Annotated in this window: 16 protein-coding genes and 1 pseudogene; 4 read left to right on the top strand and 13 right to left on the bottom strand. The window is 44.5% G+C overall.

Annotation, left to right across the window (positions count from 1 at the left end; translation table 11 throughout):
- Nucleotides 1-9 precede the first annotated feature (9 nt).
- The 12 genes from J502_RS06350 to J502_RS06295 all read right to left on the bottom strand — a co-directional run bounded on the left by J502_RS06350 (nucleotide 10) and on the right by J502_RS06295 (nucleotide 14,146).
- Complete coding sequence (locus tag J502_RS06350; RefSeq protein ID WP_034683441.1) at nucleotides 10-282, bottom strand: monovalent cation/H+ antiporter subunit F; 273 nt, start codon at nucleotides 280-282, stop codon at nucleotides 10-12.
- Nucleotides 279-818 carry a Na+/H+ antiporter subunit E gene (locus tag J502_RS06345; protein ID WP_005405911.1) on the bottom strand — a complete coding sequence of 180 codons (540 nt, stop codon included), beginning with the start codon at nucleotides 816-818 and terminating at the stop codon, nucleotides 279-281. The genes J502_RS06350 and J502_RS06345 overlap by 4 nt, the downstream gene beginning before the upstream one ends.
- Nucleotides 819-821: 3 nt before the next feature.
- Nucleotides 822-2,630, bottom strand: coding sequence for a monovalent cation/H+ antiporter subunit D (locus tag J502_RS06340; RefSeq protein WP_034683439.1), 1,809 nt, complete (start codon nucleotides 2,628-2,630; stop codon nucleotides 822-824).
- Nucleotides 2,630-2,998 (bottom strand): Na+/H+ antiporter subunit C, encoded by a 369-nt coding sequence (locus J502_RS06335; protein ID WP_005016960.1) that lies wholly within the window; start codon nucleotides 2,996-2,998, stop codon nucleotides 2,630-2,632. Before J502_RS06335 ends, J502_RS06340 begins: the two co-directional genes overlap by 1 nt.
- A 6-nt stretch (nucleotides 2,999-3,004) precedes the next feature.
- The gene (locus tag J502_RS06330; protein WP_034683438.1) at nucleotides 3,005-5,842 is read right to left on the bottom strand and encodes a monovalent cation/H+ antiporter subunit A; all 2,838 of its coding nucleotides are present in this window, start codon (nucleotides 5,840-5,842) and stop codon (nucleotides 3,005-3,007) included.
- Nucleotides 5,843-6,174: 332 nt separating this feature from the next.
- The gene (locus tag J502_RS06325; protein WP_034683436.1) at nucleotides 6,175-7,527 is read right to left on the bottom strand and encodes an ATP-binding protein; all 1,353 of its coding nucleotides are present in this window, start codon (nucleotides 7,525-7,527) and stop codon (nucleotides 6,175-6,177) included.
- A gap of 16 nt (nucleotides 7,528-7,543) precedes the next feature.
- On the bottom strand, nucleotides 7,544-9,046 hold the full coding sequence (locus tag J502_RS06320; RefSeq protein ID WP_005023095.1) for a UvrD-helicase domain-containing protein: 1,503 nt from the start codon (nucleotides 9,044-9,046) through the stop codon (nucleotides 7,544-7,546).
- 8 nt (nucleotides 9,047-9,054) lie between these two features.
- Nucleotides 9,055-9,837, bottom strand: a complete 783-nt coding sequence (hisIE, locus tag J502_RS06315) for a bifunctional phosphoribosyl-AMP cyclohydrolase/phosphoribosyl-ATP diphosphatase HisIE (RefSeq protein WP_034683434.1) — start codon at nucleotides 9,835-9,837, stop codon at nucleotides 9,055-9,057.
- A 183-nt stretch (nucleotides 9,838-10,020) separates the two neighbouring features.
- Entirely contained in the window at nucleotides 10,021-11,640 is a 1,620-nt protein-coding gene (locus J502_RS06310; protein WP_034683433.1) for an ABC1 kinase family protein, read from the bottom strand.
- 12 nt (nucleotides 11,641-11,652) lie between these two features.
- Nucleotides 11,653-12,327 (bottom strand): ubiquinone biosynthesis accessory factor UbiJ, encoded by a 675-nt coding sequence (locus tag J502_RS06305; protein ID WP_034683431.1) that lies wholly within the window; start codon nucleotides 12,325-12,327, stop codon nucleotides 11,653-11,655.
- Between the two features lie 13 nt (nucleotides 12,328-12,340).
- Nucleotides 12,341-13,285, bottom strand: coding sequence for a bifunctional demethylmenaquinone methyltransferase/2-methoxy-6-polyprenyl-1,4-benzoquinol methylase UbiE (gene ubiE / locus J502_RS06300; protein WP_034683429.1), 945 nt, complete (start codon nucleotides 13,283-13,285; stop codon nucleotides 12,341-12,343).
- A gap of 153 nt (nucleotides 13,286-13,438) precedes the next feature.
- Nucleotides 13,439-14,146 (bottom strand): DUF8198 family protein, encoded by a 708-nt coding sequence (locus J502_RS06295; RefSeq protein WP_034683427.1) that lies wholly within the window; start codon nucleotides 14,144-14,146, stop codon nucleotides 13,439-13,441.
- A 212-nt stretch (nucleotides 14,147-14,358) separates the two neighbouring features.
- On the opposite strand from J502_RS06295, the gene pap reads away from it, so the two are divergent.
- On the top strand, nucleotides 14,359-15,780 hold the full coding sequence (gene pap / locus J502_RS06290; RefSeq protein WP_034683425.1) for a polyphosphate:AMP phosphotransferase: 1,422 nt from the start codon (nucleotides 14,359-14,361) through the stop codon (nucleotides 15,778-15,780).
- A gap of 41 nt (nucleotides 15,781-15,821) precedes the next feature.
- On the opposite strand, the gene J502_RS06285 is transcribed toward pap, so the two are convergent.
- On the bottom strand, nucleotides 15,822-16,319 hold the full coding sequence (locus J502_RS06285; protein WP_005016937.1) for a hypothetical protein: 498 nt from the start codon (nucleotides 16,317-16,319) through the stop codon (nucleotides 15,822-15,824).
- Nucleotides 16,320-16,505: 186 nt separating this feature from the next.
- Here J502_RS06285 and J502_RS06280 point away from each other — a divergent pair.
- The 3 genes and pseudogenes from J502_RS06280 to recD all read left to right on the top strand — a co-directional run bounded on the left by J502_RS06280 (nucleotide 16,506) and on the right by recD (nucleotide 25,747).
- Nucleotides 16,506-20,198: pseudogene (locus tag J502_RS06280) on the top strand (exodeoxyribonuclease V subunit gamma).
- Nucleotides 20,195-23,899, top strand: coding sequence for a UvrD-helicase domain-containing protein (locus tag J502_RS06275; protein ID WP_034683423.1), 3,705 nt, complete (start codon nucleotides 20,195-20,197; stop codon nucleotides 23,897-23,899). Before J502_RS06280 ends, J502_RS06275 begins: the two are co-directional and overlap by 4 nt.
- A gap of 87 nt (nucleotides 23,900-23,986) precedes the next feature.
- On the top strand, nucleotides 23,987-25,747 hold the full coding sequence (gene recD / locus J502_RS06270; protein ID WP_052026668.1) for an exodeoxyribonuclease V subunit alpha: 1,761 nt from the start codon (nucleotides 23,987-23,989) through the stop codon (nucleotides 25,745-25,747).
- The last annotated feature ends 615 nt before the right edge of the window (nucleotides 25,748-26,362 follow it).

The raw sequence follows: 26,362 nt of genomic DNA, 5'->3' as shown, positions 1-26,362 counted from the left end.
TTCGTTCTCCTAGTCGATTACATGGCCACTGGTAAAGTAACGGGCAAGCGCAACAGTAGAAACAAAACCCAGCATGGCCACCAGCAGTGCTCCTTCGAACAGTGAAGTGCTCATCCAGTAAATTCCGAGTACAACTACCAGACAGGTGGCATTCAGGAAAAATGTGTCCAGTGCAAGTAGCCGATCAACTATGGATGGGCCTGTAACCAGACGGTAGAGACACATTAACATCGAGACCATAATCGCGATCAGGCAGATTCCTAGTACATAAGGTAAGATCATTCGATTTCTCCTTGAGCTGGCTCGACATTAAAGATGATCAGTAAAGGAGCTTCATAGCGTTGCTTGATAGTTTCAATTTCTTCCTCCTCACTTTCGGCACTTAAGGCATGGACTAGAATATCACCACGTTCCTGATCTATGCCCGCACTGACTGTTCCAGGCGTGGTAGTAATAATCATCGCCAGCAAGCTGTTAACCTGTTCGTGATCACTCTCTAGCGGTACCCTAAACCATTTTGGCTTGAGGTTGCGTGAGGGGCCAAGTACTAAAATGGCTACCTTGATATTGGCGGTAACAATGTCCCACAACACTACAAAAAACAGTTTTAAGGCCATACCCCAGTGAATATCCGGTGTACGAATAATAAAGGGCTGAACCAGTTTCGGTATAACAATGCCCAGTAAAACTGCCATGGCCAGGTTGGCGGCATCGGCGCTATGTGCCAGCATGAGCCAGCTTAAACCTACCAGTATTGAAACAAAGGGATGTGGAAAACACCACTCTAAAACAGGTATTTTATGCATGGATTTCTTCATTAATTAAGGCTCCATGGGTTTAAGCTGTGCATCTTCCGGAACAGCAGGTTCCAGACTATGCTGTTGCTGAATTTGTCGCCATTTATATTCCGAGATGTGTCCACCTTCTAGTGTATTTTCACTGATCATAAATGGAATCAGATTGGCATTTCGGTCTTTATTCTCGCCGCCATATTTTGTTTCTGGTACATAACTGGCATCGTAAGGTTTAACACTGATGACCTGATTAAGCGGACCACGTTTTAAAATCGTATCTGCATAAGCTTGATCATTTTGAATCTGCAGTGCCGTATTATGGTTATAGCGCTGGATCGGTGCAGCAAAAACCACATAAAGGATCAGAAGCAGAAGTAACAGGTACAAGGTTTTATCATTACGTACCGGCGCTGTTTCAGGTAAAACCTTGTACGCTTCGAAAGCAATTTCACGTGGGTCCATTTCTGGTGTAGTGGCTCGCCAGAACAGGATGAAGCCGACCCGGACAAAAGCAATAATACTGAGCAGGCTGACAATCAGCAGGCTTGCAATAATAATTCCCTGCTGCGGATGATTAGCGGTTGCCTGCAAAATAAATAGCTTGCCAAAAAAGCCGCTAAATGGCGGTAAGCCAGCCATCATCATACCAATGATTAGGTAAACCAGAGCAATGGTCTTGTCCTGTTTCATTTTTGGTGACACATCCAGATGATCTTTAAACTCGCCACGTTGCGAAGTTATCCAGCCACACAGCAGATAAAAAGCAGCACCAATCAGAGTACTGTGCACCAGGTAATAAAGAGCCGCAGACCAGGCTTCGGTATTAAACATCGAAATGGCAATCAGCAGGGTACCAATTGAAGATACAATCATGAAGCCTACGAAGCGTCGTAAGCGTTCAGCACCGATTGCTCCGATAGTGCCATAAATAGCAGTAATAATAGCAAGTGGTAGAAGCCAGCTTTTAAGTGCAGTCTGGGCAAAATAATCATCAAAAATAGTGCCATTTACCCGCAGGATGGCATAAATACCTACCTTGGTCATGATGGTAAATAGGGCCGCAACGGGTGTAGTGGCTACAGCATAGGTTTTAGGCAGCCAGAATCCGACCGGAAGTAACGCCGCCTTAATAGCAAATACGGCAAAGAGAAGCAGGCTACCCGCAACTGCCAGTTGATGCTGATCTGGTGGTAATGAAGGCACAATTCGCGCTACATCAGCCATATTCAGACTGCCGACACTGCCATAAATAATTCCAAGTCCAATCAGGAACAGGGCAGAAGCCAACAGGTTAATCGTGACATAATGTACCCCAAGCTGAAAACGTGCTTTCCCCTGACCATGTAGCAGCAGTACATAAGAGGCCATGAGCAGTATTTCAAAGAATACAAACAGGTTAAATAAGTCACCCGTTAGAAATGCACCGCACAGCCCCATCAGCAAGAAGTGAACCATGGCATGAAAATAACGTCCACGGGTATCCCAGTCCTTGCTGGCATACCAGAGCAGAGGCACCGCCAGGGTATAGGTAAGCACTAGCATCATGGCAGATAACTGGTCAAGAACCAGAATAATGCCGAAGGGGGCGGCCCATTCACTTAAATTATAAACAGTAATGGTGCCTTGGCTGGCCTGTATAAAATAGCTGATGGCTGTAGCAAACCCGGCAAGTGCAGAAAAGTAACTGATACCACGTCGCCAAGGCTGGCGCCAGTCTTGCGCTAACTCTCCTGAGCCCGGATTTCCCAACAATAATAAGAGTACTGCTGTAAATAACGGAATCAGGATACTGAAAATTGGCGTATGAGCATGCCAGAAACTTAAGAAATCAGACATTATGGCTCATCCCCGCGCGCATCAAGATTGGGTGACGGGTCATCCTTAGCATCGACATGGTCAGTTCCTGATTCATAGCGACTACGCAAAGCCAGCTGTACAATAAAAGCAGTTGTCGCGAAACCGATCACAATAGCTGTCAATACCAGTGCCTGAGGCAATGGGTCTGTGACTCTTACAGTCTGTGACAGAATTGCCGGGGCATTAAGCTGAATACGGCCAGTTGCAAACAAAAACATGTTAACGGCATAACCAATAACTGCCAGGCCTAAAACCACGGGAAAGGTACGCGCTCTTAATAACAGATAGACCCCTGTAGCAACCAGTAGACCAATCGCAGAGGCAAGTAAGAATTCTAAACTGATCATGGATAATTACTCCCTTGGCATCGGTCCTGACATGCTGGAATGTCTGGAGTCGCCTAATACAGAAATCATCAGCATGGTAGCGCCGACAACAGTTACGTATACACCTACATCAAATGCCGCAGCAGAAGCTAAGTGCAGTTCACCTAGAACAGGTGGAGAAATATAAATGTGAGCACTGGTAAGAAATGGCCGTGCCCAGAACCAGGCAGCAATACCAGTCAGACCTGCAATTAATAGACCCACACCAATCCAGACTTCGTAGAGGCGCCCGGAGCGGACTTTAAGCATCTGTTCAGTCTGGTCCTGACCCAGGGCTATGTATTGAATAATTAAGGCCATTGCGGTAATCAGCCCGGCAATAAAACCACCACCTGGATAATTGTGACCACGTAAGAAGATATACAGACTTACCACCAGGGCAAGAGGCAATACCCAAGACGCTGTAGAGCGCAACATCAACGGTGAAGGGTTAAACCGGAAGGTCAGGCCTTGAGTCATGGTGGTGCCATGTGCCCGCATGCCATCCATCAGACAGAGCACACCAATTGCCGCAATACCCAGAACGGTAATTTCACCAAAGGTATCGAAGCCACGGAAATCAACCAGGATGACATTCACTACGTTTGATCCGCCTCCAAGCGGCAGCGACTGCTGGAGGAAAAACCATGAAATAGATTCATGGTCACGGGTTAATAATAACCAGGTAATCCAGCCAATACCCAAGCCCGCTACAATGGCAATCACAGCATCACGCCAGCGCCGTGTCCGGCTTGATTCGTATGGTGTAAGCTGAGGCAGTAAACCCAGCCCCATCAGTAAAAGTACGGTGGTCACTACATCGACTGTAATCTGGGTTAATGCCAAATCAGGTGCCGAAAGTCCCACAAACACCATGGTGACGACTAGGCCAATAGCACCGCTGATAAGGACTGCCTTGATACGCTCATGATGAAACCACAGCATCATCCAGCAGGATGAAAACAGTAATAGCCATAAAACGATAGCAATAGCAGGTGCATGAGTAAGTTCGCGTGCTCCAGTAGTCAAGCCCTGATTAAATAAAGGCGTCATTACCAGTGCGATACTGAATAAGATGATCCAGAGCAGATAATTCTGTAATGACCCTGATTCAGTCTTGCGTTTAAGTCGACGTGAGTTGATTAGTAGGTATTTTAGAAAAAGATCAAACAGTACCCGGCCTTGTAATTTTCCAAGTTTTGGGTCCAGATCAATTGAGCGGATGCGACCATTTTTGGCTAGGCTAAAGTATAGTCCTGCACCGGCGGCCAGAGCGATGATACTCATAACCAGTGGCAAGTTGAACCCATGCCAGATGGCCAAATGAGCACCTTCAAATCCTGGTTGCATTAAACTGGCACGTGTAACTGAGTTAATAATATCTTCAACCAGTAAGGCTGGAGCTATACCTACTAAAATACATAAGAGGGCCAGTAGTAACGCAGGTGCCCGCATTCCAAATGGCGGTTCATGTGGTGAGCGGTTTGGTACCGCTTTACTTATCGGTCCATCGAAGAACACACCATGAACCAGCCGGACAGAGTAAGCAACTGCAAATACTCCGGCTAGGGTCGCCATGATGCCAAAAATTATTGCAACTGGGCCTGAGAGATTAGCCATTAGCTCTGTAAAGAACATTTCCTTAGACAGAAAACCATTGGTCAGGGGGACGCCAGCCATTGCTGCAGCGGTAATCATGGTTAAGGTGCCGGTAAATGGCAGGAATTGCCAGAGACCACTTAATTTTCTTAAATCACGAGTGCCTGATTCATGATCAATAATTCCAGCAATCATGAACAATGCAGCTTTAAACGTTGCATGGTTAATAATATGGAAAATAGCAGCAGCAACAGCCAGCGGTGAGCCGATGCCTAACAGGCAAACAATCAGTCCCAAATGGCTAATGGTAGAGTAGGCCAATAGACCTTTTAGATCTTCTTTAAAAATGGCAAAAAAAGCTGCCATGGTTAATGTAAACAGGCCAATAAAGGTAACAATATTATGATAAAGTGCAGCCCCCACAAAAATGGGTGCCAGTCTGGCCAGTAGAAAGATACCAGCTTTCACCATAGTGGCCGAATGTAAATAGGCCGAAACAGGGGTAGGTGCTGCCATGGCATTAGGTAGCCAAAAATGAAAGGGAAACTGGGCACTTTTCGTAAATGCACCGAGTAGAACCAGTAATAAGACTGGTACAAAAAGAGAATGGTGCTGTATCTGCTCCCGCATAGTTAAAATCTGGTCAATTTCATAAGTGCCAGTAATATGTCCAAGCAGAACAAAACCACCGAGCATTGCCAGTCCACCCATACCGGTAATCGTTAGTGCAATACGTGAACCACGCTGGGCGGCTTCATAGTTGCTCCAGTAACCGACCAGCAGGAATGATGAAATACTGGTCAGTTCCCAGAAGGTCACCAGAAGAATCAGGTTATTAGATAAAGAGATGCCCAGCATGGCTGCCATGAACAGCATGAGTAGACTGTAGAGCTTGCTGAGGGAATTTTTAGGACTAAGATAATAATAGGCATAAATATAAATTAAGGTGCCGATACCGGTAATCAGCAAGGCAAACATCAGCCCTAGTGCGTCAAGACGCAAGCTCAGATTCAGTCCCAATTCGGGTAGCCAAGGCCAGCTTTCTAAAAAAACCTGACCATTTAAAATACTTTTTGCTTGAGTCAGTAATAAACTAAAACTGGTTAAACTGACTCCAATCGCCCCTAAAGCTGTTACCCCGCGCGAGAATCTCTTCAGCCACGAGACAAGGGTGGTGCCAAGTATTAAAGGGAGCAGTATAATAATCGATAGCACACTCGTATCCATGTCATGATTAGGTCGAGACCTAAAGGTGAACCTTATCTTTCAAGGGTTTATAGGAGATCAATGAGATATCCAAAGCTTTAAATCTTGAAAGCCGAAACTTGTATGTAAATCAGAAAAGGACAAGTTGTATTGCGCAACTTGTAAAATGCTATAGCAAAACGATCAATAATCTTACTATAAAAAATTACGTAAAATTTGATTTTATTACACGAAAATAACAACATCAAAGACTTATGTGTTACGCCTGTTTATTATACGCGACTCATTCGTGATCCCAAGATTTTTTTCATATTGCTAAAGCAATTGCCTGTTTAATAGTTTCATTACCAGGTTTATTTAAAATCAGCATCAGATATAGGAAGTGAATAGGAACCGTTTTTTATCAAATGTAAAAGCTCTTCGTATTCTGTAGCTGAAAGTTGCTTAATCAGCTCAACAATCTGGGGCAAACCCGAGCACGCTGCCTCATTTATGTTTGCCGAATCAGGTAATGTTTCTTGTCCCTCTAAGTCCTGATAGAGAGTAATGAAGCCAGTCCAGGTGGTACTTTCTGGCTTTTTATATAATTGCCTGTTGTCTAAACACAGCCCACATAAGGTATTGGTGTCCAGCAGCTCACTCTGGCTGGCAGTAGCAATAATTTGTAGTCTTGGAAAAGCCTGCTTCAAACCTTCAAGTATGTAGTGCGAGCTTTGCAAATCTAAATGTGCATCTACATTGTCAATCAGCAAAATACCTTCTCCTTCAAGACATGGATATAGACTTAGCGGGTTTAATAAACAAAGGCGGCGTACTATATCTCCGACTAGGGCAACCCAGGTTTTTAAAGTGCTGGAGAGCTGCTGGAACATCAACGTTTTTCCTGCATAGACGACTATCAGCTGTAATTTGGGCTGATACTCCAGATAAATCTCGGTTAATTCTGGTATGACTGTCTGAAGGCTATGTTTTAAAGCACTGAGACAAGGTGCATAGAGCTGTGTCTGAAGCTGGGAGATTCCATGCTGGAACTCTATAGTGGATGCATGATGTTGCTTGAGTAGCTCATGAAAAAGCTGGGTAGTCCGGGCATTTTCAACATCACTGACTTCACGTAACCATTCGAAAAAGCGTATAAAAGTGGTGAAGGGTACTGATACCAGATCGTATGCTGAAGCCGCTTGAAAAATAGTCGGAATATTTTTGCTCAGCAAATTGGTTGCATTGGTAAAACGCTCTGCCGGGTAATAGGCAATTAGCGGTAAACCCAGCATTGGATCCTGTCTGATCGCCTGCTGGTACAGCATAACCATCTGTTCAAGCTGCACAGTTTCAACTTTGCTGATACCTGTGCCTTGAGTATTAAGAGTTTTATACAATTGCCATGAACACAGAGACGAGCTTGTGGCTTGAACATTACTACTTTCAGCCAGGTTACCAATTTCGGCAGGGATACTCACCTGTATATCGACTTTGGCCTGCAGCCGGTTATGCATGATATCCTGGTCCTGAATAACTACGCCTGCAGTTCTGAGATCTTTTAAACGTGCAGGAAACCAGGTCAGTGCCTGATAGATATTTTTAAGGATTGATGTTTTGCCAGAAGCCTGATCACCAATGATCAATGTCAGTGGCTGCTCATCAAGTTCCAGCTGTAGGTCAGTAAAATGGCTGATATGTTTTAAACGGACAGACTTGAGCTTCATATGCCCCCGGCATAAGTTAACCCACGGAGCGGCGCAAACTTTGAGGAGCCTTGAGCTTGAGCTGCTGGATCAGGTCATAGATATGATGAATATTTAAGCTCACTTTAGCACGTGTACATGCGACGTATAGTAATCTTAGCTCTTCATCACTGATTTTATGTTCCAGTCCATTTATTTTAAACTGGTAATCATCTTCAATATGGACACGGTTCCACTCCAGTCCTTTTGCCTTATGTGCAGTTGAAATTACATAATCGGCCTGCTCAATCGGGGTAATTTTGGCTAGTGCCCTCTTGAGTGGATCCGTACCATGATCATCCACCAGTTTGACCAGCGGTTTAATATCACTTCCTTCATTAGTTTCGCAATATTCGTGAACATCATGCCAAGAATTAAACCAAGCCAGTTCAGGCACATCGGTAACTCGCTTGCCCTGTTTAAGCAGGCTGGCTGCATCGACAAAACGATTCAGTTTAAGATGGTCAGCCTGTAAACTGACTTTATCTCCATGTACTAAACCGGCCAATAGCAGCTCCATCGCCCGGGCATTGGTCCGGCATAAGATAGCATCCCGCATTTTAATATGAGGCTTGTTAACTACGCTCGACTTTAGCTCAGGGTTTCCAAGAAGGGGCACAGTTTCATCTAATGCACCCAGCAGATAGTTCGCTACCTGTGCGATCTCGTTTCCAAAACGGAATGAGGTGGTAAGACGGGATTCTGGCAAGGGAAGCTGCTGCATGGCGTTAATAGCCCCGCGCCAGGCATAAATTTGCTGATGGGCATCTCCCACATAAATAACCTGGGTACTTTTCTGTTTAAGTAAAATTCCAAGCATCAGCGGATCAGCATCCTGAGCTTCATCAAAGAGGACATAGTCAGCTGGAATATACGGCTCAGACAAGGCCCAAAGCTTCAGGTAAATATCATGCCCGATACCTGCTTGATGATTGGGATCAATTGATTCTAACCAGCGCCGTTCTACCGCAGGATACAGATGTTGCTGTAGAGTAATAATATCATCTGCATGTAACCAGCTTGGAGCCTGAATATGTCGTGGTGCCGGATATTGCGAACTGGTTGAACAGAAAAAGCTGACTGCATTGGCAACCAGACTCGCCAGACGGCTGGGCATGAGTACATACTTCTCATAGCGTCCACCCATCAAACGACGTAATGTAATAGGCTGTAGCCGGTATTCTTTAGCAATAAAACTGGGACTCAAACGTGGTAAACGCAGTTTATCCGTCACACCACGCGGTACGCTACGAAAAGCCAGCGAGTGAAAAGTACGGCAGTCGACATTACGGTGAAATTTTTGCTGTGCTTCAGCGGCAATAGCCTTGTTAAAAGCCAGATACATGCCACGCCTTTGTGGCATGGCATCGCTGATCATCTGTAAGGTTGTAGTTTTACCTGTTCCTGCATAGGCAATCACTTTAAAGGACTGGCCAAGACGGGCATTGTCTATGGCAACAGCCTGTTCATAAGTGGCTTGAGGTTTTTCTTGAATAGACACAAAACGCCTTAATGTTGACGGCTGGCTTTTTCAACCAGTCCGGATAAACCCTGGCGACGTGCCAGTTCATTGAGTATCAGTTGCGGCTCCAGATCAAAATAACCGAGCATTACAATAGTATGGAACCAGAGATCTGCTGTCTCATAGACCAGATCATTGCGATTGTCCTGGTTGTTTAATGCAGCGAAATCTTTTGCTGCAAGCAGGGTTTCTACACTTTCTTCACCAACTTTTTCCAGAATTTTATTTAAACCTTTATCGTAGAGTTTGGCGACATAAGATGAGTCAGGATCAGCTGCTTTACGCTCACGCATCATTCCACCCAGATAAGATAAAATCTCTACCTGTTCGGATTCAGCATTTGATACAGACATCACAGCTGTATGCCTATTCTGTGTTTTCTTATTATAAATCTGCTCTGGATCTTTGAGCTGGGTATCTACAATTTCCCAGCCATTGGCTGTAAGTTTTCGATAGAAACAGGATTCACGTCCAGTATGGCAGGCAATTCCTCCATGCTGTTCAATCTGCAAAACAATCACATCAGCATCACAGTCCAGACGGATTTCATATACAGTCTGAAAATGTCCAGACTCTTCACCTTTATGCCAGAGTTTCTGACGTGAACGTGAGTAGTACACAGCCTGCATTTTTTCAGCAGTAAGTGCCAGAGCTTCGCGGTTCATCCATGCCACCATCAAAACACGGCCAGTCTGATGATGCTGTGCAATAGCAGGTACTAAACCTTGATCGTTAAATTTTACTTCATCGAGCCACTGCAAATTATTCATGGATACATCACCGCAATAAAAGATGGAACCGGTGAAAAGACCGGCAGGAATTTTTATGAGGCTATAGTGTACGGCAAAGCACGGAAGATAAGAACGTTATCCAAGAAAAAAACGACAGGATTAGACGCCATGAATGTTTAATCCTATGGCGTCAGTCAAGAAAAACTAAAGCTGAATTTAAAATTATTTTACCACCCGCCATAAGGCTAAGAAGCTGGCAAACGCAATAAGCAAAACCGATAAATACCATGGCGCAATAATGGCTATACTGAGAAAAATAGCTATGAGGCTGCCGAAAATCCAGCTACGTCGCTGCTGGTGTTCCATTTGCAGACGCATACCCTGTAACTCACGCAGTTGCTTTTCATGCCAGGATGACTGGTTCTTTAGTCCATTAAGACTGTCAATCAATAAGCTTGGTAAATCTTGTGCACCCAGGAGCAGGTCTGGAATTTGCTGACCTATTTCCTTAATATTCTTGACGGGATGCATATTTACCTTGATCCAGTCAGTCAGGATGGGTTTGGCCAGTTTCCAGATATCTAGCTGTGGATAGAGGTCAGTACCCAAGCCCTCCACGTGAACTAATGTTTTAAGCAAAAGCATCAGTTGTGGTGGAATTTCCAGATGAAACCTGCGGGCAATGTCCATCACCTGAATAAGAATACCAGCAAAGTCCAGTTGATCCATTGGCTTGGAAACCATTGGCCCGACAGTACGGCGCATTTCACGAGCCAGCGCATCTTGGTCCGTACCTGGAGGGATCCAGCCCGCCTGATGCACAATCTGGATCAACTGCATAAAATTACTGTTCATCACGGCCAGCAGCATTCGTGCGACAGTCATCTGGTCATGTTTGGAGAGTTCACCCATAATCGCGCAATCCAGTGCGATAAAGCGTGGATTCTGCGGGTTGATAGTTTCCACAAAGACATTGCCCGGATGCATGTCAGCATGGAAAAAGTTGTCACGGAATACCTGGGTAAAGAAAATGGTTAATCCCTTTTCAGCCAGATCGGCCCGGTCCATCCCCATACGGTCAAAGGTGGCCGTATCTGAGATTGGAACGCCCGTAATACGCTCTGCAACCATTACATCCGGACTGTCCATATAGACTTCCGGCACATACATCATGCTAGAGCCAGTAAAATAATGACGCATGCGACGCGTATTATCAGCTTCCAGAGTAAGGTCGAGTTCGTTCAGGATAATCTGGCGATAATCCTGGATGATTTCAGATAAATGCAGGGCACGTGCTGCTTCAATCCGGCTTTCCAGCCAATGGCCCAGCCAGGCCAAAATTTCAAAATCCTGTAAAATCTGCACTCGGATATCGGGCCGGGTTACTTTAACGACCACTTCACGGCCATCATGCAAGGCAGCTGTATGTACCTGGGCAATTGAAGCAGCAGCCAGCGGCTGCTCGTCAAAACGCGCAAACAGGGTGTATATATCAGCTCTCAGGGATTGCTGGATTCTTGATTTAGCCACCTCAACTGGAAAAGGCTTGACTCTGTCCTGTAACAGCACCAGCTGTGCCAGAATCTCGGGTGGTATCAGGTCGCGACGGGTAGAAAGCAGTTGTCCCAGCTTGATTGCTAATGGCCCCATGTCTTCTAGGGCTTCTTTTAGCTTGAGTGAGTTTTTACGTTCTTTACTCGACCATGCAGCCGGATGCAGGTGGATTAAATTCAGTACAGGACGGGCTTTGACTGGTATTTCTTCCGCGGGAACCAGGGTGTCGAGTCTGTAATGGGCTGCGATACGCCAGAGTTCGAGTAAACGTGTAACGTGCGGAATCATAGAGAGTGTTACCTAGTCTTGTTTTTGGACTGATTGAGACAAAAGCTGAGCTTGAAGCTGCTGAAGACGTGCTTCTAGACGGTCAATATTCTGGTTAAGTTGCCGGGTAGAGTGATGTAGCTCATCCATTTCCCAGTGGCCTGCAAATAGCCCGCTATCTTCTTTGAGTGCATCTTCGGCAAAAAAGAAGTGGCTTTGCATTGAACGCTTTAAAATTTTAGGTGCAAGCTGGAGTTTGCCGAGCTCATGTGCCAAGGTGGGACCTATCCATGGAGAAAGATGTGCTGCCAGATCAGGCTCGGCCTGCTGAATAATACGCTGTAACTCCTGTAGCAAGCGATAATCACCTTGTACCGGAATATTACCGATCTCTTCTGCCAGAAAAAGTTTGGCCAGTTCAACTATATTTTCAACCTTTAAGGTTGCTGTCGCTTCACTAAAAGCATGTTCTGGATCAAAAGGACGCTGTTCAAAAACAGAAGACTGCTCCGGATGCCCGGTAATGGTTGGTTCCAGTCGCACCTCATCTTCATCGAAGCAGATATCTACAGACAGCTGCGGTGAAGCAATTACAACCCTTAGCATTTTGCCTTGTAGCTGGTTAAGCTGAATACGTGTCAGCGAATCCAGCTCAATCCAGTGATGAATGACACGCTCGATAGCACCCAGTGCTAAAATCGACCACATACCGTTCTACCTTTTAAAGTTTAAATCCACGGTGTACCGCAACAATACCACCCGTCAGGTTGTGGTAATCACAGTTTTGGAATCCGGCATTTTCCATCATTGTTTTAAGTGTACGCTGGTCCGGGTGCATACGAATGGATTCAGCAAGATATTTATAGCTTTCAGAATCATTTGCAACCAGTTTGCCCATAAGCGGCAGGGCAGTAAATGAATATAGGTCGTAAAGTTTTGAAAAAGGCTCAAATACCGGTTTAGAAAACTCCAGAACCAGCAGGCGGCCGCCCGGTTTAAGTACGCGGTACATGGCTTGTAGCGCTGCATCTTTATCTGTCACATTACGCAGGCCAAAACTGATAGTCAGCAGATCAAAACTGTTATCTGCAAATGGTTCCAGTGTTTCAGCATTAGCGAGTACAAAATCGACATTAGTACAACCCGCATCTAGCAGACGGTCGCGTCCAACATTGAGCATGGATTCATTGATATCAGACAGAACAACATGACCAGTAGGGCCAACTTCACGGCTAAAAACTTTAGCCAGATCACCTGTGCCGCCTGCAATATCTAGTACATGCTGGCCGCGACGCACACCTGACATGTTAATTGCAAAACGCTTCCACAAGCGATGAATGCCGAAAGACATCAGGTCATTCATGACATCATATTTGCTGGCGACCGAATGAAATACTTCTGCAACCTTTTGTGCCTTGTCTTCAGCACGTACACTCTTATAGCCAAAGTGAGTCACTTCACCTACGTTGCCGGTATTGGCACCACGTGGCAGGTTATATTTAGGTACCTGTGTATTGGTTGAAGCATCAGTCAGCTGTTGTTGTAGGGATTGCTGCTGGCCTTGAGGTGCACCTTGCGGTAAAGGCTCGGTTAAGAACGGACTGACTTTCTCTGTATTGGATACCGACTCAGTGGCTGGGCTGGATGTAGGGTTTTCATTAGACATACGAGTCACTCCTGAACACAGAAATAATAAATCTTGCAGTAGATTGCATGATGACAGATTCTCGCTATTTTTACAGCGTTCATCTTGTAATTGCTCGGAATAATATACAGAAAAAATCTGTTGAGTTATCTTTTATCCGGTTTCTAGCACAGATTATATTTTAAACGGATCTGCCTTACCTGAATGAACATTGTCGATGATTTTCCGTTCTTTTTCGGTAAAACTATGAATGAAAGCAGCAGCTGATTTCATGGGTTTCATAGCCACAAACCCCTCCCCAATAAAATCGTACATCAGCTGGAACTGGTATTTTTGCGCTACGCCTTTACACATTTTGAATGCAGTATGCATAACAAAAGAACGCATGTATTTATCAAGATTTAGCCCCAGTTCATCAAGTAAATCAAGTTGATGGTAACGCGCATCTGACTGATTTAATTTGATTAATGTCAGACGCATCATTTCATCATTAATAGGCTCCTCAGCCGGGTAGTCTTCAAGAAGCTGTGCAGCCACCTGTTCATCAAGCTGCATTGCCAATACTGCCAGACTGACGGATTTCAATCCGGTTCTGATGGCATTTTCAGGCAATAGCTTCTCTGCTTTATGTGCATACTTGAGTAAGCGTTCAATCTGTTTAGCCAGATCATCAAATTCTGGTCCGCCATATAGACGATTTAGAAAATATGTAGCCATCAGCTGGTTTTGTGGCTGACTAAAAAGTCCCTGATGCGTAGATTGGATTCGGGCTTTAAGCCAGGCTTGAGCCTCGTATAAACGTTTTTTTAAAGCAGGATCCTGATGATAGCTTAAGTCATTATATTGTTTTAAAAGCTGGTCAAGGGCGTCGAGTTTAGACATGAGATAACATAACCCAGTTTAAATATAAAAAAAGAAAAGCATAGCCAGAGTTTAAATCAGGTGCTATGACAACATTGTTCTGGACTTATTAAAAAATAGTCAGTCAATCTATAAAAGATGCGCTAAATAAAGTGAAACAAATAATACATTAAGTTTCAGGGCGCTAGTGTAAATCACAGTATATTGAACAAAACAGAAATGATGAGGCACGCATGGCCGGACAAGAAAAAAGATCTTTTAAACTGATGAATGAAGATGAGTTATCACTTGCCCTGATCGATGCCCAGTATGCCCTGCGGGAAAGCCGGGGAACACCGCAGGCTAAAAGTCTGGTCATTTTGGTAAGTGGCATTGAGCTGGCTGGTAAGGGCGAGGCAGTCAAGCAGCTTCGTGAATGGGTGGATCCACGTTATCTGCAGGTCAAGGCTGATCCTCCACATCTATTGACCCCCAAGCTGGCTTTCTGGCAGCCATATAGTCGTTTCATACCTGCAGAAGGGCAGATTGTGGTGATGTTTGGGAACTGGTACAGCGACCTGCTGGCAACAGCTATGCATGTTTCTGAACCGCTTGACCAAGGCATGTATGACAGTTATATCGAAAATATGCGTGCCTTTGAGCAGGACCTCCAGAATAATCATGTCGAGGTTGTTAAAGTCTGGTTTGATCTGCCCTGGAAAAATCTGCAAAAGCGTCTGGACAATATCGATGCTTCAGAATTGCACTGGCACCGCCTGCATGGGCTGGACTGGCGCAATAAAAAACAGTATGAAACTCTACAGAAGTTACGTCAGCGTTTTACTGATGACTGGCTGATCATTGATGGAGAGAATGAAAAAATCCGTGACCAGCAGTTTGCGCAATCTATATTAGAAGCTATGCAACGCCTGCCAGTCCATCAGGACAATGGAGCAGCTAACTGGAAACAGGCAGTTGTTCCGCAACTATTGCTGGAGCCCCAAGATGAAGAACTGGCAGAAAATGAGTATAAGAGTCGTTTAAAGGAATTAAGTCGTCAGGTTGCAACGGCACTACGTCATGATGAACGTCAGGTGGTAATCGTTTTTGAAGGCATGGATGCAGCTGGTAAAGGAGGAGCCATTAAACGGATTGTTAAAAAGCTGGACCCACGTGAATATACAATTTATAGCATTGCTGCCCCGGAAAAATACGAGCTGCGCCGTCCCTACTTATGGCGCTTTTGGAACAAGCTGGATGAACATGAAGATATTATGATTTTTGACCGCTCCTGGTATGGCCGGGTACTGGTCGAGCGTATAGAAGGTTTTGCCAAGCCGGCAGAGTGGCAACGGGCCTACGATGAGATTAACCGTTTTGAAAAAGACCTAACTGACAGTCAGACTCTGGTGATCAAATTCTGGCTGGCGATCAGTAAAGACGAGCAGGCCAAGCGCTTTCAGGCCCGTGCCGATACACCACATAAACGTTTTAAAATTACAGATGAAGACTGGCGTAACCGGGAAAAATGGGATGAATATTTAAAAGCTACTGCTGACATGTTTGAGCGGACCAGTCCTGCATGGGCGCCTTGGCAGGTAATTGCGACAAATAATAAAGAAGCCGCTCGTATACAGGTACTCGAAGGCATTCTAAAAAAACTACAGGCTGATTAGTCAGCCTGTAGTTTTTTAATATTGATTTATAGAGATTATTTTTAAGCTTTTTGTATTTTCTGCTGAATATTTTTAGCCATTTTATAGCTTTCCTCAACATGTGCTTCGGCTATCTTCTTCATAATAATATAACCCAGACTTGCTGCAACAATCTGACCACCGAGCGGAATAAATTTGGTCACCTGTTTAGTCAATACTTTACCGACCATTCCATTTAATGACTGCTTTGCTGCAGTACGGGCGACTACCAAGCCAGAAAATTCTACGCCACGTTTACGTAGCTCATTCCAATGAATTTGTTTGGTTTTTGCGTCATAAACACTGATCTGGTCAGGGGTCAGACCAAAACGATGGTTAATTTCCGGCAATAATTGCGATAAAATACCGATGTCAATCACGACATCAAAAAAAGGAATTGGAATTACGGCCGCCCCGGCGGATACGTAAGCACGTTTTTTGACCAGTTCCAGACATTCTTGACGAATCTGTTCTAAATTCAGGGTAGGATCAATGGCATCAGGAATCTTGTCTATTTTCATTATATGAATACCTTATTCAGTGAAGTGTTAATTTTCCAATTGAATCACTATTAAGATACGTATTTCAAAGAAATTTTGTACCCATGGATGATTTAAAAGTGACATGGCCAGCAGGTATTGTACAGTGAATTATCTTTGTGATTTTGTGCACAGAACTTGAATATTTGTTATTAGGGTAAAAAGAATATGGGGATTCATGTTATTCAAAGCCAGCGTATTGACGTATTGGTACACGGGGTGCTTTCTACCTTGGGTCAGCCGGCAGTACATCCGCTTGAAGTCTTGAAAACCCAGCACTTTGTGGTACCGACTCCAGCTATCGAGCAGTGGCTGACCCAGAAAATGGCTGAAGAACAAGGCATTAGCGCCAACCAGCTGTTTCACCAGCGTATACGCGGTTTCCAATGGTATGCCTATCAGCAGGTACTGGCTGATAAAGATAAGGTCCGTAAAGCCAATATTCCGCGCCTGATTATGAAGTGGCGGGGTTATCAGGCCTTGGGCCCTTTTATTTAAGCTGAAAAATTACAGCTAGATCAGCAGCATCCCCTATATCCGATTATTTGCCGGATTTACGATACCGCCGAAGGACTTGAACCGGGTATCATCCGGCAGCTCAAGAAACAAGGCATGCTGTACTGGGTAGCTGAGCAGGTCTCTAGCCTGTTTAGCAACTATATGGTTTACCGTGGCTATTGTACTAAAAAAGGGTGTACAGATGTTTGTCGTTGTCCAACCAACTGGCTAAAAGCCTGGGGAAACAACCAGCCACTTGATATCGAAGCATTATTTTATACAACAGGCACTGAAATCTCTGCCTTTACCTTGAACCAAGCACATGAACTGGAAGGCTGGCAGCGTTGGCTCTGGCAGGAAGTATTTCATGAAGACTTCGAGCTGATGCAGGAAATTGATGCCGAGTTCTGGCAACAGCTGGAACAGGAAGCAACGCGCAAGCAGGCGCTTAAACGTTTGCCTCAGCAACTGGTGGTATTTACATTGCTGGATCTGCCACCGATCCAGTTACAGTTTTTGCGCCGTTTGGGACAATATATTGATGTCTTCATTCTGCACTACAACCCTTCGCAGGAATACTGGGCAGACAGTGTCGATCCGGTCTGGAAAAAGCGTTATGACCTGCGCGTGAAAGAGCGTTTTATCAGTAAAAATCCGCAGGCAACCGATGTCGATATCAAAAAGTTTTTTGAGGATTTCACTCTGCATTTTAATGCGGAAGTCAGAGAGTCGCGTCATCCGCTGCTGACCCGTTTCGGCAAGCAGGCACGTGACCATTTTTCATTGCTGTCGAGTTTATCCTCAGGGGAAGAAGGACAATGGGTAGATGCTTTTGTTGACGAGTTTCCTGATAATCTGCTGGGTAAATTACAGTCAGATATCCTGTATCTGGCAGAACCGCAGAAACATCGATATCCACTAAATGCAACAGATGATTCTATCCAGATTCATGTCTGTCATTCTTCGTTGCGTCAGCTTGAAGTCTTAAAAGACCAGCTGACTTACTGGCTCTCGCAAAGCTCAAAAGACCAGCAGCGTAGGCCTAGCGATGTTTTAGTGCTGGTACCTAATCTAAAAGAACTTGAACCTTTAATTCGCAGTGTTTTTGCTGTTGCCCCTAAATACAGTACATCTAGCACTGATTCTAATATTTTTCAGGCAGCCACCAGAGAGCGGCAGGGTCATCTGCCTATTAAAATTGCCGGTGTGGCACAACTTGATGCCAGTAATGCTTGGCGCGCAGTTCTGGAACGAATTCAGCTGGTGCGTGGCCGCTTCACCTTGCAAGAATTTTCAGACTGGTTAAATCTGACAGCAACCCAACAGCGTTACGGACTGGATGTCAATCGCAGTGAACGTATGCTGGTCCTGCTGGCTGCAGCCGGCTTTAAACGCGGACTGGATGCCCGGCATTTACAATATAGCCTGAGCCGGCATGATGAGGACTTCCGTTTTACATTCAGATTTGCACTAGACCGGCTGGCACTGGGCATTGCTATTCCTGACCATACGATTTTTAATGAAACCCTAAGCTTTGCCCAGGTACAACCGAGTGACTTTGAGCTAGTTGCCAAGCTGATCGAAATTTATCAAGACTTTGACCAGCGCCGGGACTGGCTACTGTGCCATGAGTTGGGAGAACGAGTAGTAGTTGAGAGCTGGTTACAGCGTTTAAATGAAGATATTGCAGAATTTGAACAACGGGGCGTTACTGCACTAAAACCGGTACGCGAAATTATTCATAAACAGATTAGAATGCTGACACTGGCCAACTTTTATAGTGAGCAAGAAGAGCAAAATTTACGCGGTATCTGTTTACCCTTGGCATACCTCATTGAAGAAATTAATACAGCGCTCGATGCGCAGATTGAGCAGGCGGAACCTACCGGCCAGATTACCTTTAGCCAGATCGGGCAAATCCGGCCCTTACCGTACCGCTTGGTTGTCATGCTAAACCTGGACAGTGGCACGTTTCCAAGTCGCAGCCAGCGGTTACCTTTTGACCTGATGGATATACTGCGTCCACAGCTGGGTGACCGCTCACGACTGGAAGATGATCAGGGTGCATTTCTAGATGCATTACTGTTAGCTCAGGAAAATTTATGGCTGTTTTATAATGGCTTTGATGTTAATGACGGGGAAGTACGTGAACCATCGAGTACCCTACAGGAATTTGTACAGCATCTGGCATTGATTGTTGCTTCTGAACAGCCCGATGAGGTGATAGACCAAAAAATTTCCCTAAATGGGATTGAAGTACCCCGACAGCTTGAGCAGCTTTATCACGTTCATCACCTGCAACCTTTTGACCCGGCTGGTTTTGCCACTGAAAAGCTGATCCGCTATCAGGATCAATGGTTTAATGTGGCACAGCACTTACTACAGGCGCGTGGACAACGCCAGCCGTGGGCAAACATACCATACCCGCTAAATACTGAAAATATTCAGGTTCTCCATAGCCAGCAATGGATACAAGATGTCATCTTTCCAGCGCGACTGTATTTAAAGACCTTAGGTGTTGAAAATCTGAGTTCGAGCGAAAGTACAGCCCAGCATGAACCCTTAATACTGGATGGATTAGGCCGCTATGCTATTCGAGATTTTCTCTATCAACAGAATAGTGTGAAAGAGCCACAAATACTGATGCACCAGCTGCCGGTTGGAAAAGTGGCACATAGTACCTGGCAGATCAGTCTGGCTGAACAGGAAACTTTAAAGGCCCGTCTGCAACGTTATGCACCCGAAGTTACTCCTGTCACCCAGCAGATGTGGAAGGTCAGTGCTGAACTGCATATGCAGATTAATATTCCTCAAGCAGGTATGACTGACTGGGTCAGTATGGAGCCATCTAGTGCACGGGCTAAGCGCCGCGCCAAAGTCTGGCTTGAATATCTTTTATGGTTGGCTTATCTGAACCAGTCAGAAGAGACAAGCCGGAAATTACAGCGTGTGGTTGTCTTCAGTGACCAGACTGTAATCTGTGCGGGTGTCTGTTCAGTGGAAGCACGAAAGCTGCTTGATCCTTGGTTTAAGGCTTGGCAATATGGCCAAAGCCAGCCGCTGGTTCTACCGGCTGCCCTGATATTAAGTGTGGCTGAAAAGGGTAAAAAGCATGAATGGACTGAAAATGAAGCTGGCCAGAAAGTCATTAATAATTTTGATGCGCTGTTAAAAGACTGGAATGAAACCCATCAGTACAGTTCATTTTCCGCAACAGAAAATGAGGCGGTACGGCTCCACCGTGACTGGCAGTTTATCTTGCAGGAACAGGACGCCACTGCCTTACTGGAGCATTGCTGTAAAACTTTCTCTTATGAGTTATATGCACCTATTTTTGAATATCAGCGGGTTGAAACAACATGAATGAGCCACAGGCTATTTCGGAATATCCGATTGCTGATATGTATTTCTCTGGCCTGCATCTGATTGAGGCCTCGGCTGGCACAGGAAAAACTTATACCCTGTCTAGCCTGATAGTGCGTATTCTCATTGAGAAATATCTTCCCAACCAGATTATTGCCACCACTTTTACCCGAGCAGCGGCAGCTGAACTAAAAAGCCGGATTCGTAGCCGTTTGGTAGAAGCCTATCAATATTTTAATGATTGTCAGGATTTGACAGAAATTGAAATGTTGCATAAGGCGGAACAGGAAAAAGATCCCCTGTATCAGGTGCTCTGTAAACAATTTTCGACACAGGTTGGTTATGTCTGCGAACGACTTAAACTGGTCATAGACCAGCTGGATGAACTGTTTGTCAGTACGCTGGACAGTTTTAGCCAGAAATTGCTGCGTGAGTTTGCCTTTGAAAGTGGCAAAATTGAACGGGCACAGTTAACTGAAGATGCTAAGGCCTATAGTCAGCAAATCGTCCATGACATTTTAAGAGAGTGGATTCAAGCTCAGCCGCAGCCCTTGATTGACTATTTGCTGTTAAGCAAACAACTCAAAAATACTGACGGTTATTTGGCGATTGTAGAAAACAGCCTGAATTTCTCTTCAGCCCAGTTTATGCCTGTTGCTGTGCCAGTCATGGATTTGGAACAGTTTGAAGCGGAGCTGGATCTCTTATTAAAACTGGATCTATCTTTAGTAGAAGGGCTGGCCGATTATTATCGGGCAGATGGACAGCACAATAGTATAGTCGGAAAAAAATGGCGGACTGAGCAGTTAATGGAAACAACGCTGTGTCAGAATCTGCCAGATTTTATTAAGGCTTTACATACCCAGCGTTCTTATGCATTATTTGCAGCGCACTGGACCGATATCTTTAAGTGTATTACAGATCTGGTCACAAAAAAGGTTCTAAATAAATGTGCTGCCGAGGTGCTGGAATACTTTGAAAATCATCAGATTATCCAGGGTCTGCGCCGGTTTTGCGAATGTGTAGCCAATTTAAAAACTGATCTTTCCCGGTTAGATACCTATTTACAGTTTTATATTAGTCAGGAAGTGCGTAAGCGCCTTCCACAATTACTGCAGCAGCGTGGGGAAACCACATTTTCACAGCAAATCCGGACTTTGGCTGAGGCTTTGCAGGGTGAACAAGGCCAGCGTTTTGCAGTATATGTCCAAGCCCGTTATCCCCTGATTGTGGTCGACGAATTTCAGGATACCAATCAGGATCAGGATAATATGCTGGCCAGTATCTGGCGGCATCCACAGCGACATCAGCACAGCTGTATGATTATGGTCGGTGATCCAAAACAGGCAATTTATGGTTTCCGGGGCGGAGACATGCTGACTTATATCAAGGCCCGGCAGGATGTTTTAATCAAACAGGGTAAGCTCTATACCTTAAGACAAAACCACCGTTCAGTTCCTGAACTGGTAGAAGTGGTCGATGCGCTATTTCAACGTGAAGTCAACTTTGGTGAAGAGGTTATTTATACCCCGATTCAGGCAGGAGCACGTCAGCATCCGCCTTTGACCGACCAGCAGCGTAAAAACTACTGTCCACTGCGCTGGGTCCAGCTTAGTGATAAAAACAAAGAGGCTGAACAGGTTGCCTGGAAGATTCGTCAATTATTAAATCATGGTATAGCCAGAGAGTTGTTATTTGACGAGTCAGGCGGTCAGCGTCCTTTAAATGAAAATGATATTGCTATCCTGTCCAAGAATCATGATGGGCTAGACAAAGCCCAGTATGCTTTAGAGTCTTTAGGTATTCGGGTTAACCGGCCTTCTAAGCGTAGCGTATTTGACTGCCAAGTGGCCCGCGATGTTGGAGCACTGCTGACGGCTATCATGCATCCGTATGATGAGGGTAAGGTTAAACGGGCTTTACTGAGCCGGTTACTCGATTTTAATTTGCAAAGTCTGGTCGAGCTGGAGCAGCGCACTGATGGTTTGAGCAGTTTTATACACAAGTTTGATGATATCCGTGAATTATGGCTGGAACGTGGTTTCCTGAGTGCCTGGCAGTACTGTCTGCAACATTTTCAGGTCTGGCAGAAACTGGTAGCCATTGCCAGTAAAGATAACGAAAGGGCTGTAGTAAATCTGCGGCATTTAACCGAAGTACTGAGCCAGCATAGCGAAATTTATCCGGGTGCCAAGAATCTGTATTATTGGTATTTTAAACAGTTACAGTCACCAAGCGAGCGAGAATGGGAACTGGAACGACGCCTGTCTAATGAAGCAGGTGTACAACTGATGACCATTCACCAGTCAAAGGGACTGGAATTTAAGGTGGTATTTTTGCTGGGTGCTGACAAAGCATTTAAGGAAATGAATAAAACCCTGAATTTCTCTACGGTTGAGCAGTTAAACCCTGTAACAGGTCAGCTTGAAAAGCAGCGGGTTATTGCGGTAGCAGACAAAAACCTGCTAGATGAAAATGCAGTAAACCAGCATCAGGAACGTGCAGCAGCAGAAAACCGCCGTCTCTGGTATGTGGCCTTAACCCGCGCCAGTCACCGTGTTTATGCCATGCTGCAAGATACTGAAGGTAAAGCCAAGGACAGCCTGGCTTTCTGGCGTAATCGGACAGAGCCTTTTGTACATCGTCACTGCATGGATGAGCCGCTTCTAGAGCAGCTACCGGCAAAAGTTTCTGCCAGTTCGGTCTCAAAGCAAATCAGTGTCCAAGCCTTGAATCTGCCCCAGCAGCGTTTTTATCCTCGGGCCAAAACCAGCTTTAGCTATCTGGCGCAGCATCTCAAAACTAGAAAAATCTTTGATCCGCTTGCAAATGAAGTAAAGCGACCAGAAAGTGCCGAAGACGAGTTGCATGTAGTAGATAAAGTGTACTTACCGGCAACCCAGCCCTTAAGCTGGATCAAACAGAACTTTCCAATGGGTACTGTTGCTGGTAATTTCCTGCATGAGATTTTTGAGCATATTGATTTTCAGGAGCCGGCAGACTGGATACTGGAAACCCGCCGCCGTTTTAAAAATGATTATAGTGGACTGTGGAATGAATTACGGGACAAATATCAGCGGGATTTTCCCGAACAGGCAGAAGATGAACAGCTACTGTTAAACTGGCTGGCAGAGTGGCTCCAACAGGTACTTGCCACCCCATTACACGCAGGTTTTAAGTTAAAGCAGTTACAACCGGAACAGCATTTGGCTGAATTTCCGTTTTGTCTGGCACTTTCAGATCATGTACTGGCAATTCAGCGAATTCACCAGCTGTTTGCTGAATACGGGATTGATATGCCTGAACTAAATCCTGCCGAATCCGCGCGTTATCTGAATGGTTCCATCGATCTGGTTTATTTTGATGGTCATCAGTATCATATTGCCGATTATAAGAGTAATTTTCTGGGTAGTGATCAGTCAGACTATAATCATGCCTCAATCCGAGCCAGTATGTCACATTCAAGTTATTGGTTACAGGCTGGTCTTTATCTGGTTGCACTGCATCGTTATCTGAGTATACAGATGCAAAATTACGAGATCAGTCGGGATCTGGGCGGAGCAAGCTATCTCTATCTGCGTGGCATGAACGGTCAACCGGATCATGGCGTGTATCACTGGAAACCCAGTACAGAATTTATCCTGCGACTTGATGCTTTATTAGGTTATTTTATTGAAGATAAAATAAGTAAAATTGCTTAATAAGTTATTTGAAATATTTTATAAACAAAAATTTAACTTGTGGATAAATTTGTTTATAACTCTGTAGATAACTATGAGGATAACTGTGTGGAAAATAAACAGCTTCATGAAAACTCCCAACAGCAATGGATCAGTACATGGAGCAGTTTTATTACACAGGCCCCTTTTCATGCGGGTGAAAAACATGAAAATGCTACTAATATAATTGTCCAGGTTCTCGAGGCTCTTCAGCAGGGCAATAGCTGTATTGAAGCCACCGAGGATCAGGTCAAGGTTTTAAATAATCTGGTAGGATTTGAGCAGCAGGAGCACTTGCCGGTTGCGCCATTTATATTTGATGGTAGCTCATTATACTTGTACCGCTACTGGAACTTGGAAACCCGACTGGCAAAGCAGATTGAACGCCTGTGGCAGCAGCAGATTCCTCCGGTTGACCTGACTGCCTATTCTGGGCTGTTACAAGATAAATATCAGAAATCTGCTCTGACAATGGTTGCCGGAAAAATACTGAGTATGATTACTGGCGGACCGGGAACAGGCAAAACCTATACACTGGCACGTATTATCGCGGTTCTTAACCAGGCTATTCCCGATATCCGTATTGCTATGGCAGCGCCTACGGGAAAGGCTGCCCAGCGTATGCAGGAAGCACTACGTTATTCTTTTCAAGATCCCAAATTACTGGAATCTGGTTTGATCACACAGAGCCTGCAAATGCAGACTACTCAAACCATTCACCGGCTGCTTGGGCTGGGTCAAAACCAGCAACCGCGTTTTCATAGCCGGCAGCCGTTACCTTATGATGTTATCGTTATTGATGAAGCTTCCATGCTTGACCTGGAGCTCGCGACCTTACTATTTGAAGCTATACCAGATCACTGCCGGCTTATTTTACTTGGAGATGCTCAGCAGTTAGCCTCAGTTGAAGTAGGCTCGGTTCTTGCTGACCTGCAACAGATTCCTGCCTTGGCGGAACACCGGGTCCATCTGGTAAATAGCCGTCGTTTTACAGAAGATGCACTTATTGGAAAAATGGCCAAGTTTATCCAGCAGTTTCAAGCTGGAAAACCTCATACAGAGATTCTGGATTATTTCCAGCAACAGATTGTACCGGCTGACCAACTTTCAGCTATTACATTAAGTCATGATATGCAGGATCAGGTACAACTTGAATTCTTGCCTGCTTCAGCTCAAAGCCTGAATTGGACAGAATTCTATGAAAAACTGATGCAGGGTTATTTACCTTATCTTAAAGCACTTAAAAATTATTTACAGGCAGAAGAAACTTCTGAGGATACAGTCAAACCTCTGGTTCAGGCATTTGACCATTACCGACTGCTTGCAGCTACCCGACACGGGGCATTAGGGCTTGAGAAACTTAATCAGTATGCTAAACAATGGCTGAATCAGGCTTTGAAAACAATTGCAGTAGGTGACTGGTATATTGGCCGTCCAGTTATGATGACCTATAACGACTATCAGCTGGGGCTTTCAAATGGTGATATCGGTATCTGTGTTCGACATCGGGAGCATCCTGACCAGTTTGAAGTTTATTTTCCCAGTCTGAACAAATGGGTGGCTGCTACACGGCTACCTAAAAATATTGAAACAGCATTTGCGCTGACTATTCATAAGTCACAAGGCTCAGAATTTACTCATACCGCAGTTGTATTAGACCAGACAGCGAAAAACTTGTTAAGTCAGGAACTGATTTATACAGCCATTACTCGAGCTAAGAAAGTAGTGAGCTTACTGGTAGACACGGAAGCATTTGTCCAGTCTTTAACAGTAAAAACCACCCGTAAAAGTGGATTGGTTAGTAAAATTAATAGAAAACTAAGTTTGTGAAATAAAAGTTAATAATAAGCCTTGTTGTAAGTTTTTGCTTACATCAATTCGAGAAATTAGCGCCTAGAGCTAATGCAGAGTTTCTGAGATGATGGCTTCACATAAAAAGCCTAGCACGGAAAGCTAAGCAATAATCGCATTATAACTATAATCAGTCGAATGACAGCGAACTTGCATGAAGTAAGTGAAAAAGAGGAAACTTACAGCCGCTAAGCCTTGTAGTTTTGGGAGAGACTACAAGGCTTTTTTATTGCTTGTTAAAATGTCAAAGGGACTCAACCATAAATACACCAATAGATAGAATTTACTCATTTGTAGGTTTTAGCTTACATATTGATACGTAAAATACGACTTTTATACATAATTAGATCTGACAAAATATTACACATAAGGAAATATACAATTATATACAGGACATTATTAATTCATTCATAATAAGATTGGCTTAAAGAAGTTAAGAACAACTATAAATTAAAGAATAATAACGAGAAAAGAAGAAACTACAGCGCAAAAAAAGCCCAAGCCTAGCTTGGGCTTTTTTTTAAATAATTATTTTTAGAATTGGCAAAATATATTATCTTTAAAAAGTTTAATAAAGTACTAAAATAATTAAGG

Origin of the sequence: Acinetobacter sp. 1294596, assembly GCF_000582925.1 — a bacterium.
GTDB lineage: Bacteria > Pseudomonadota > Gammaproteobacteria > Pseudomonadales > Moraxellaceae > Acinetobacter > Acinetobacter radioresistens.
The sequence above is the reverse complement of the archived record's forward strand: the minus strand, read 5'-3'. Positions and strand labels throughout refer to the sequence as shown.

Excerpts from the sequence above, each read along its gene's own strand:
- J502_RS06350 (WP_034683441.1), bottom strand. The coding sequence starts at position 282 with ATGATCTTACCTTATGTACTAGGAATCTGCCTGATCGCGATTATGGTC.
- J502_RS06345 (WP_005405911.1), bottom strand. The coding sequence starts at position 818 with ATGAAGAAATCCATGCATAAAATACCTGTTTTAGAGTGGTGTTTTCCA.
- J502_RS06340 (WP_034683439.1), bottom strand. The coding sequence starts at position 2,630 with ATGTCTGATTTCTTAAGTTTCTGGCATGCTCATACGCCAATTTTCAGT.
- J502_RS06335 (WP_005016960.1), bottom strand. The coding sequence starts at position 2,998 with ATGATCAGTTTAGAATTCTTACTTGCCTCTGCGATTGGTCTACTGGTT.
- J502_RS06330 (WP_034683438.1), bottom strand. The coding sequence starts at position 5,842 with ATGGATACGAGTGTGCTATCGATTATTATACTGCTCCCTTTAATACTT.
- J502_RS06325 (WP_034683436.1), bottom strand. The coding sequence starts at position 7,527 with ATGAAGCTCAAGTCTGTCCGTTTAAAACATATCAGCCATTTTACTGAC.
- hisIE (WP_034683434.1), bottom strand. The coding sequence starts at position 9,837 with ATGAATAATTTGCAGTGGCTCGATGAAGTAAAATTTAACGATCAAGGT.
- J502_RS06310 (WP_034683433.1), bottom strand. The coding sequence starts at position 11,640 with ATGATTCCGCACGTTACACGTTTACTCGAACTCTGGCGTATCGCAGCC.
- J502_RS06305 (WP_034683431.1), bottom strand. The coding sequence starts at position 12,327 with ATGTGGTCGATTTTAGCACTGGGTGCTATCGAGCGTGTCATTCATCAC.
- ubiE (WP_034683429.1), bottom strand. The coding sequence starts at position 13,285 with ATGTCTAATGAAAACCCTACATCCAGCCCAGCCACTGAGTCGGTATCC.
- J502_RS06295 (WP_034683427.1), bottom strand. The coding sequence starts at position 14,146 with ATGTCTAAACTCGACGCCCTTGACCAGCTTTTAAAACAATATAATGAC.
- pap (WP_034683425.1), top strand. The coding sequence starts at position 14,359 with ATGGCCGGACAAGAAAAAAGATCTTTTAAACTGATGAATGAAGATGAG.
- J502_RS06285 (WP_005016937.1), bottom strand. The coding sequence starts at position 16,319 with ATGAAAATAGACAAGATTCCTGATGCCATTGATCCTACCCTGAATTTA.
- J502_RS06275 (WP_034683423.1), top strand. The coding sequence starts at position 20,195 with ATGAATGAGCCACAGGCTATTTCGGAATATCCGATTGCTGATATGTAT.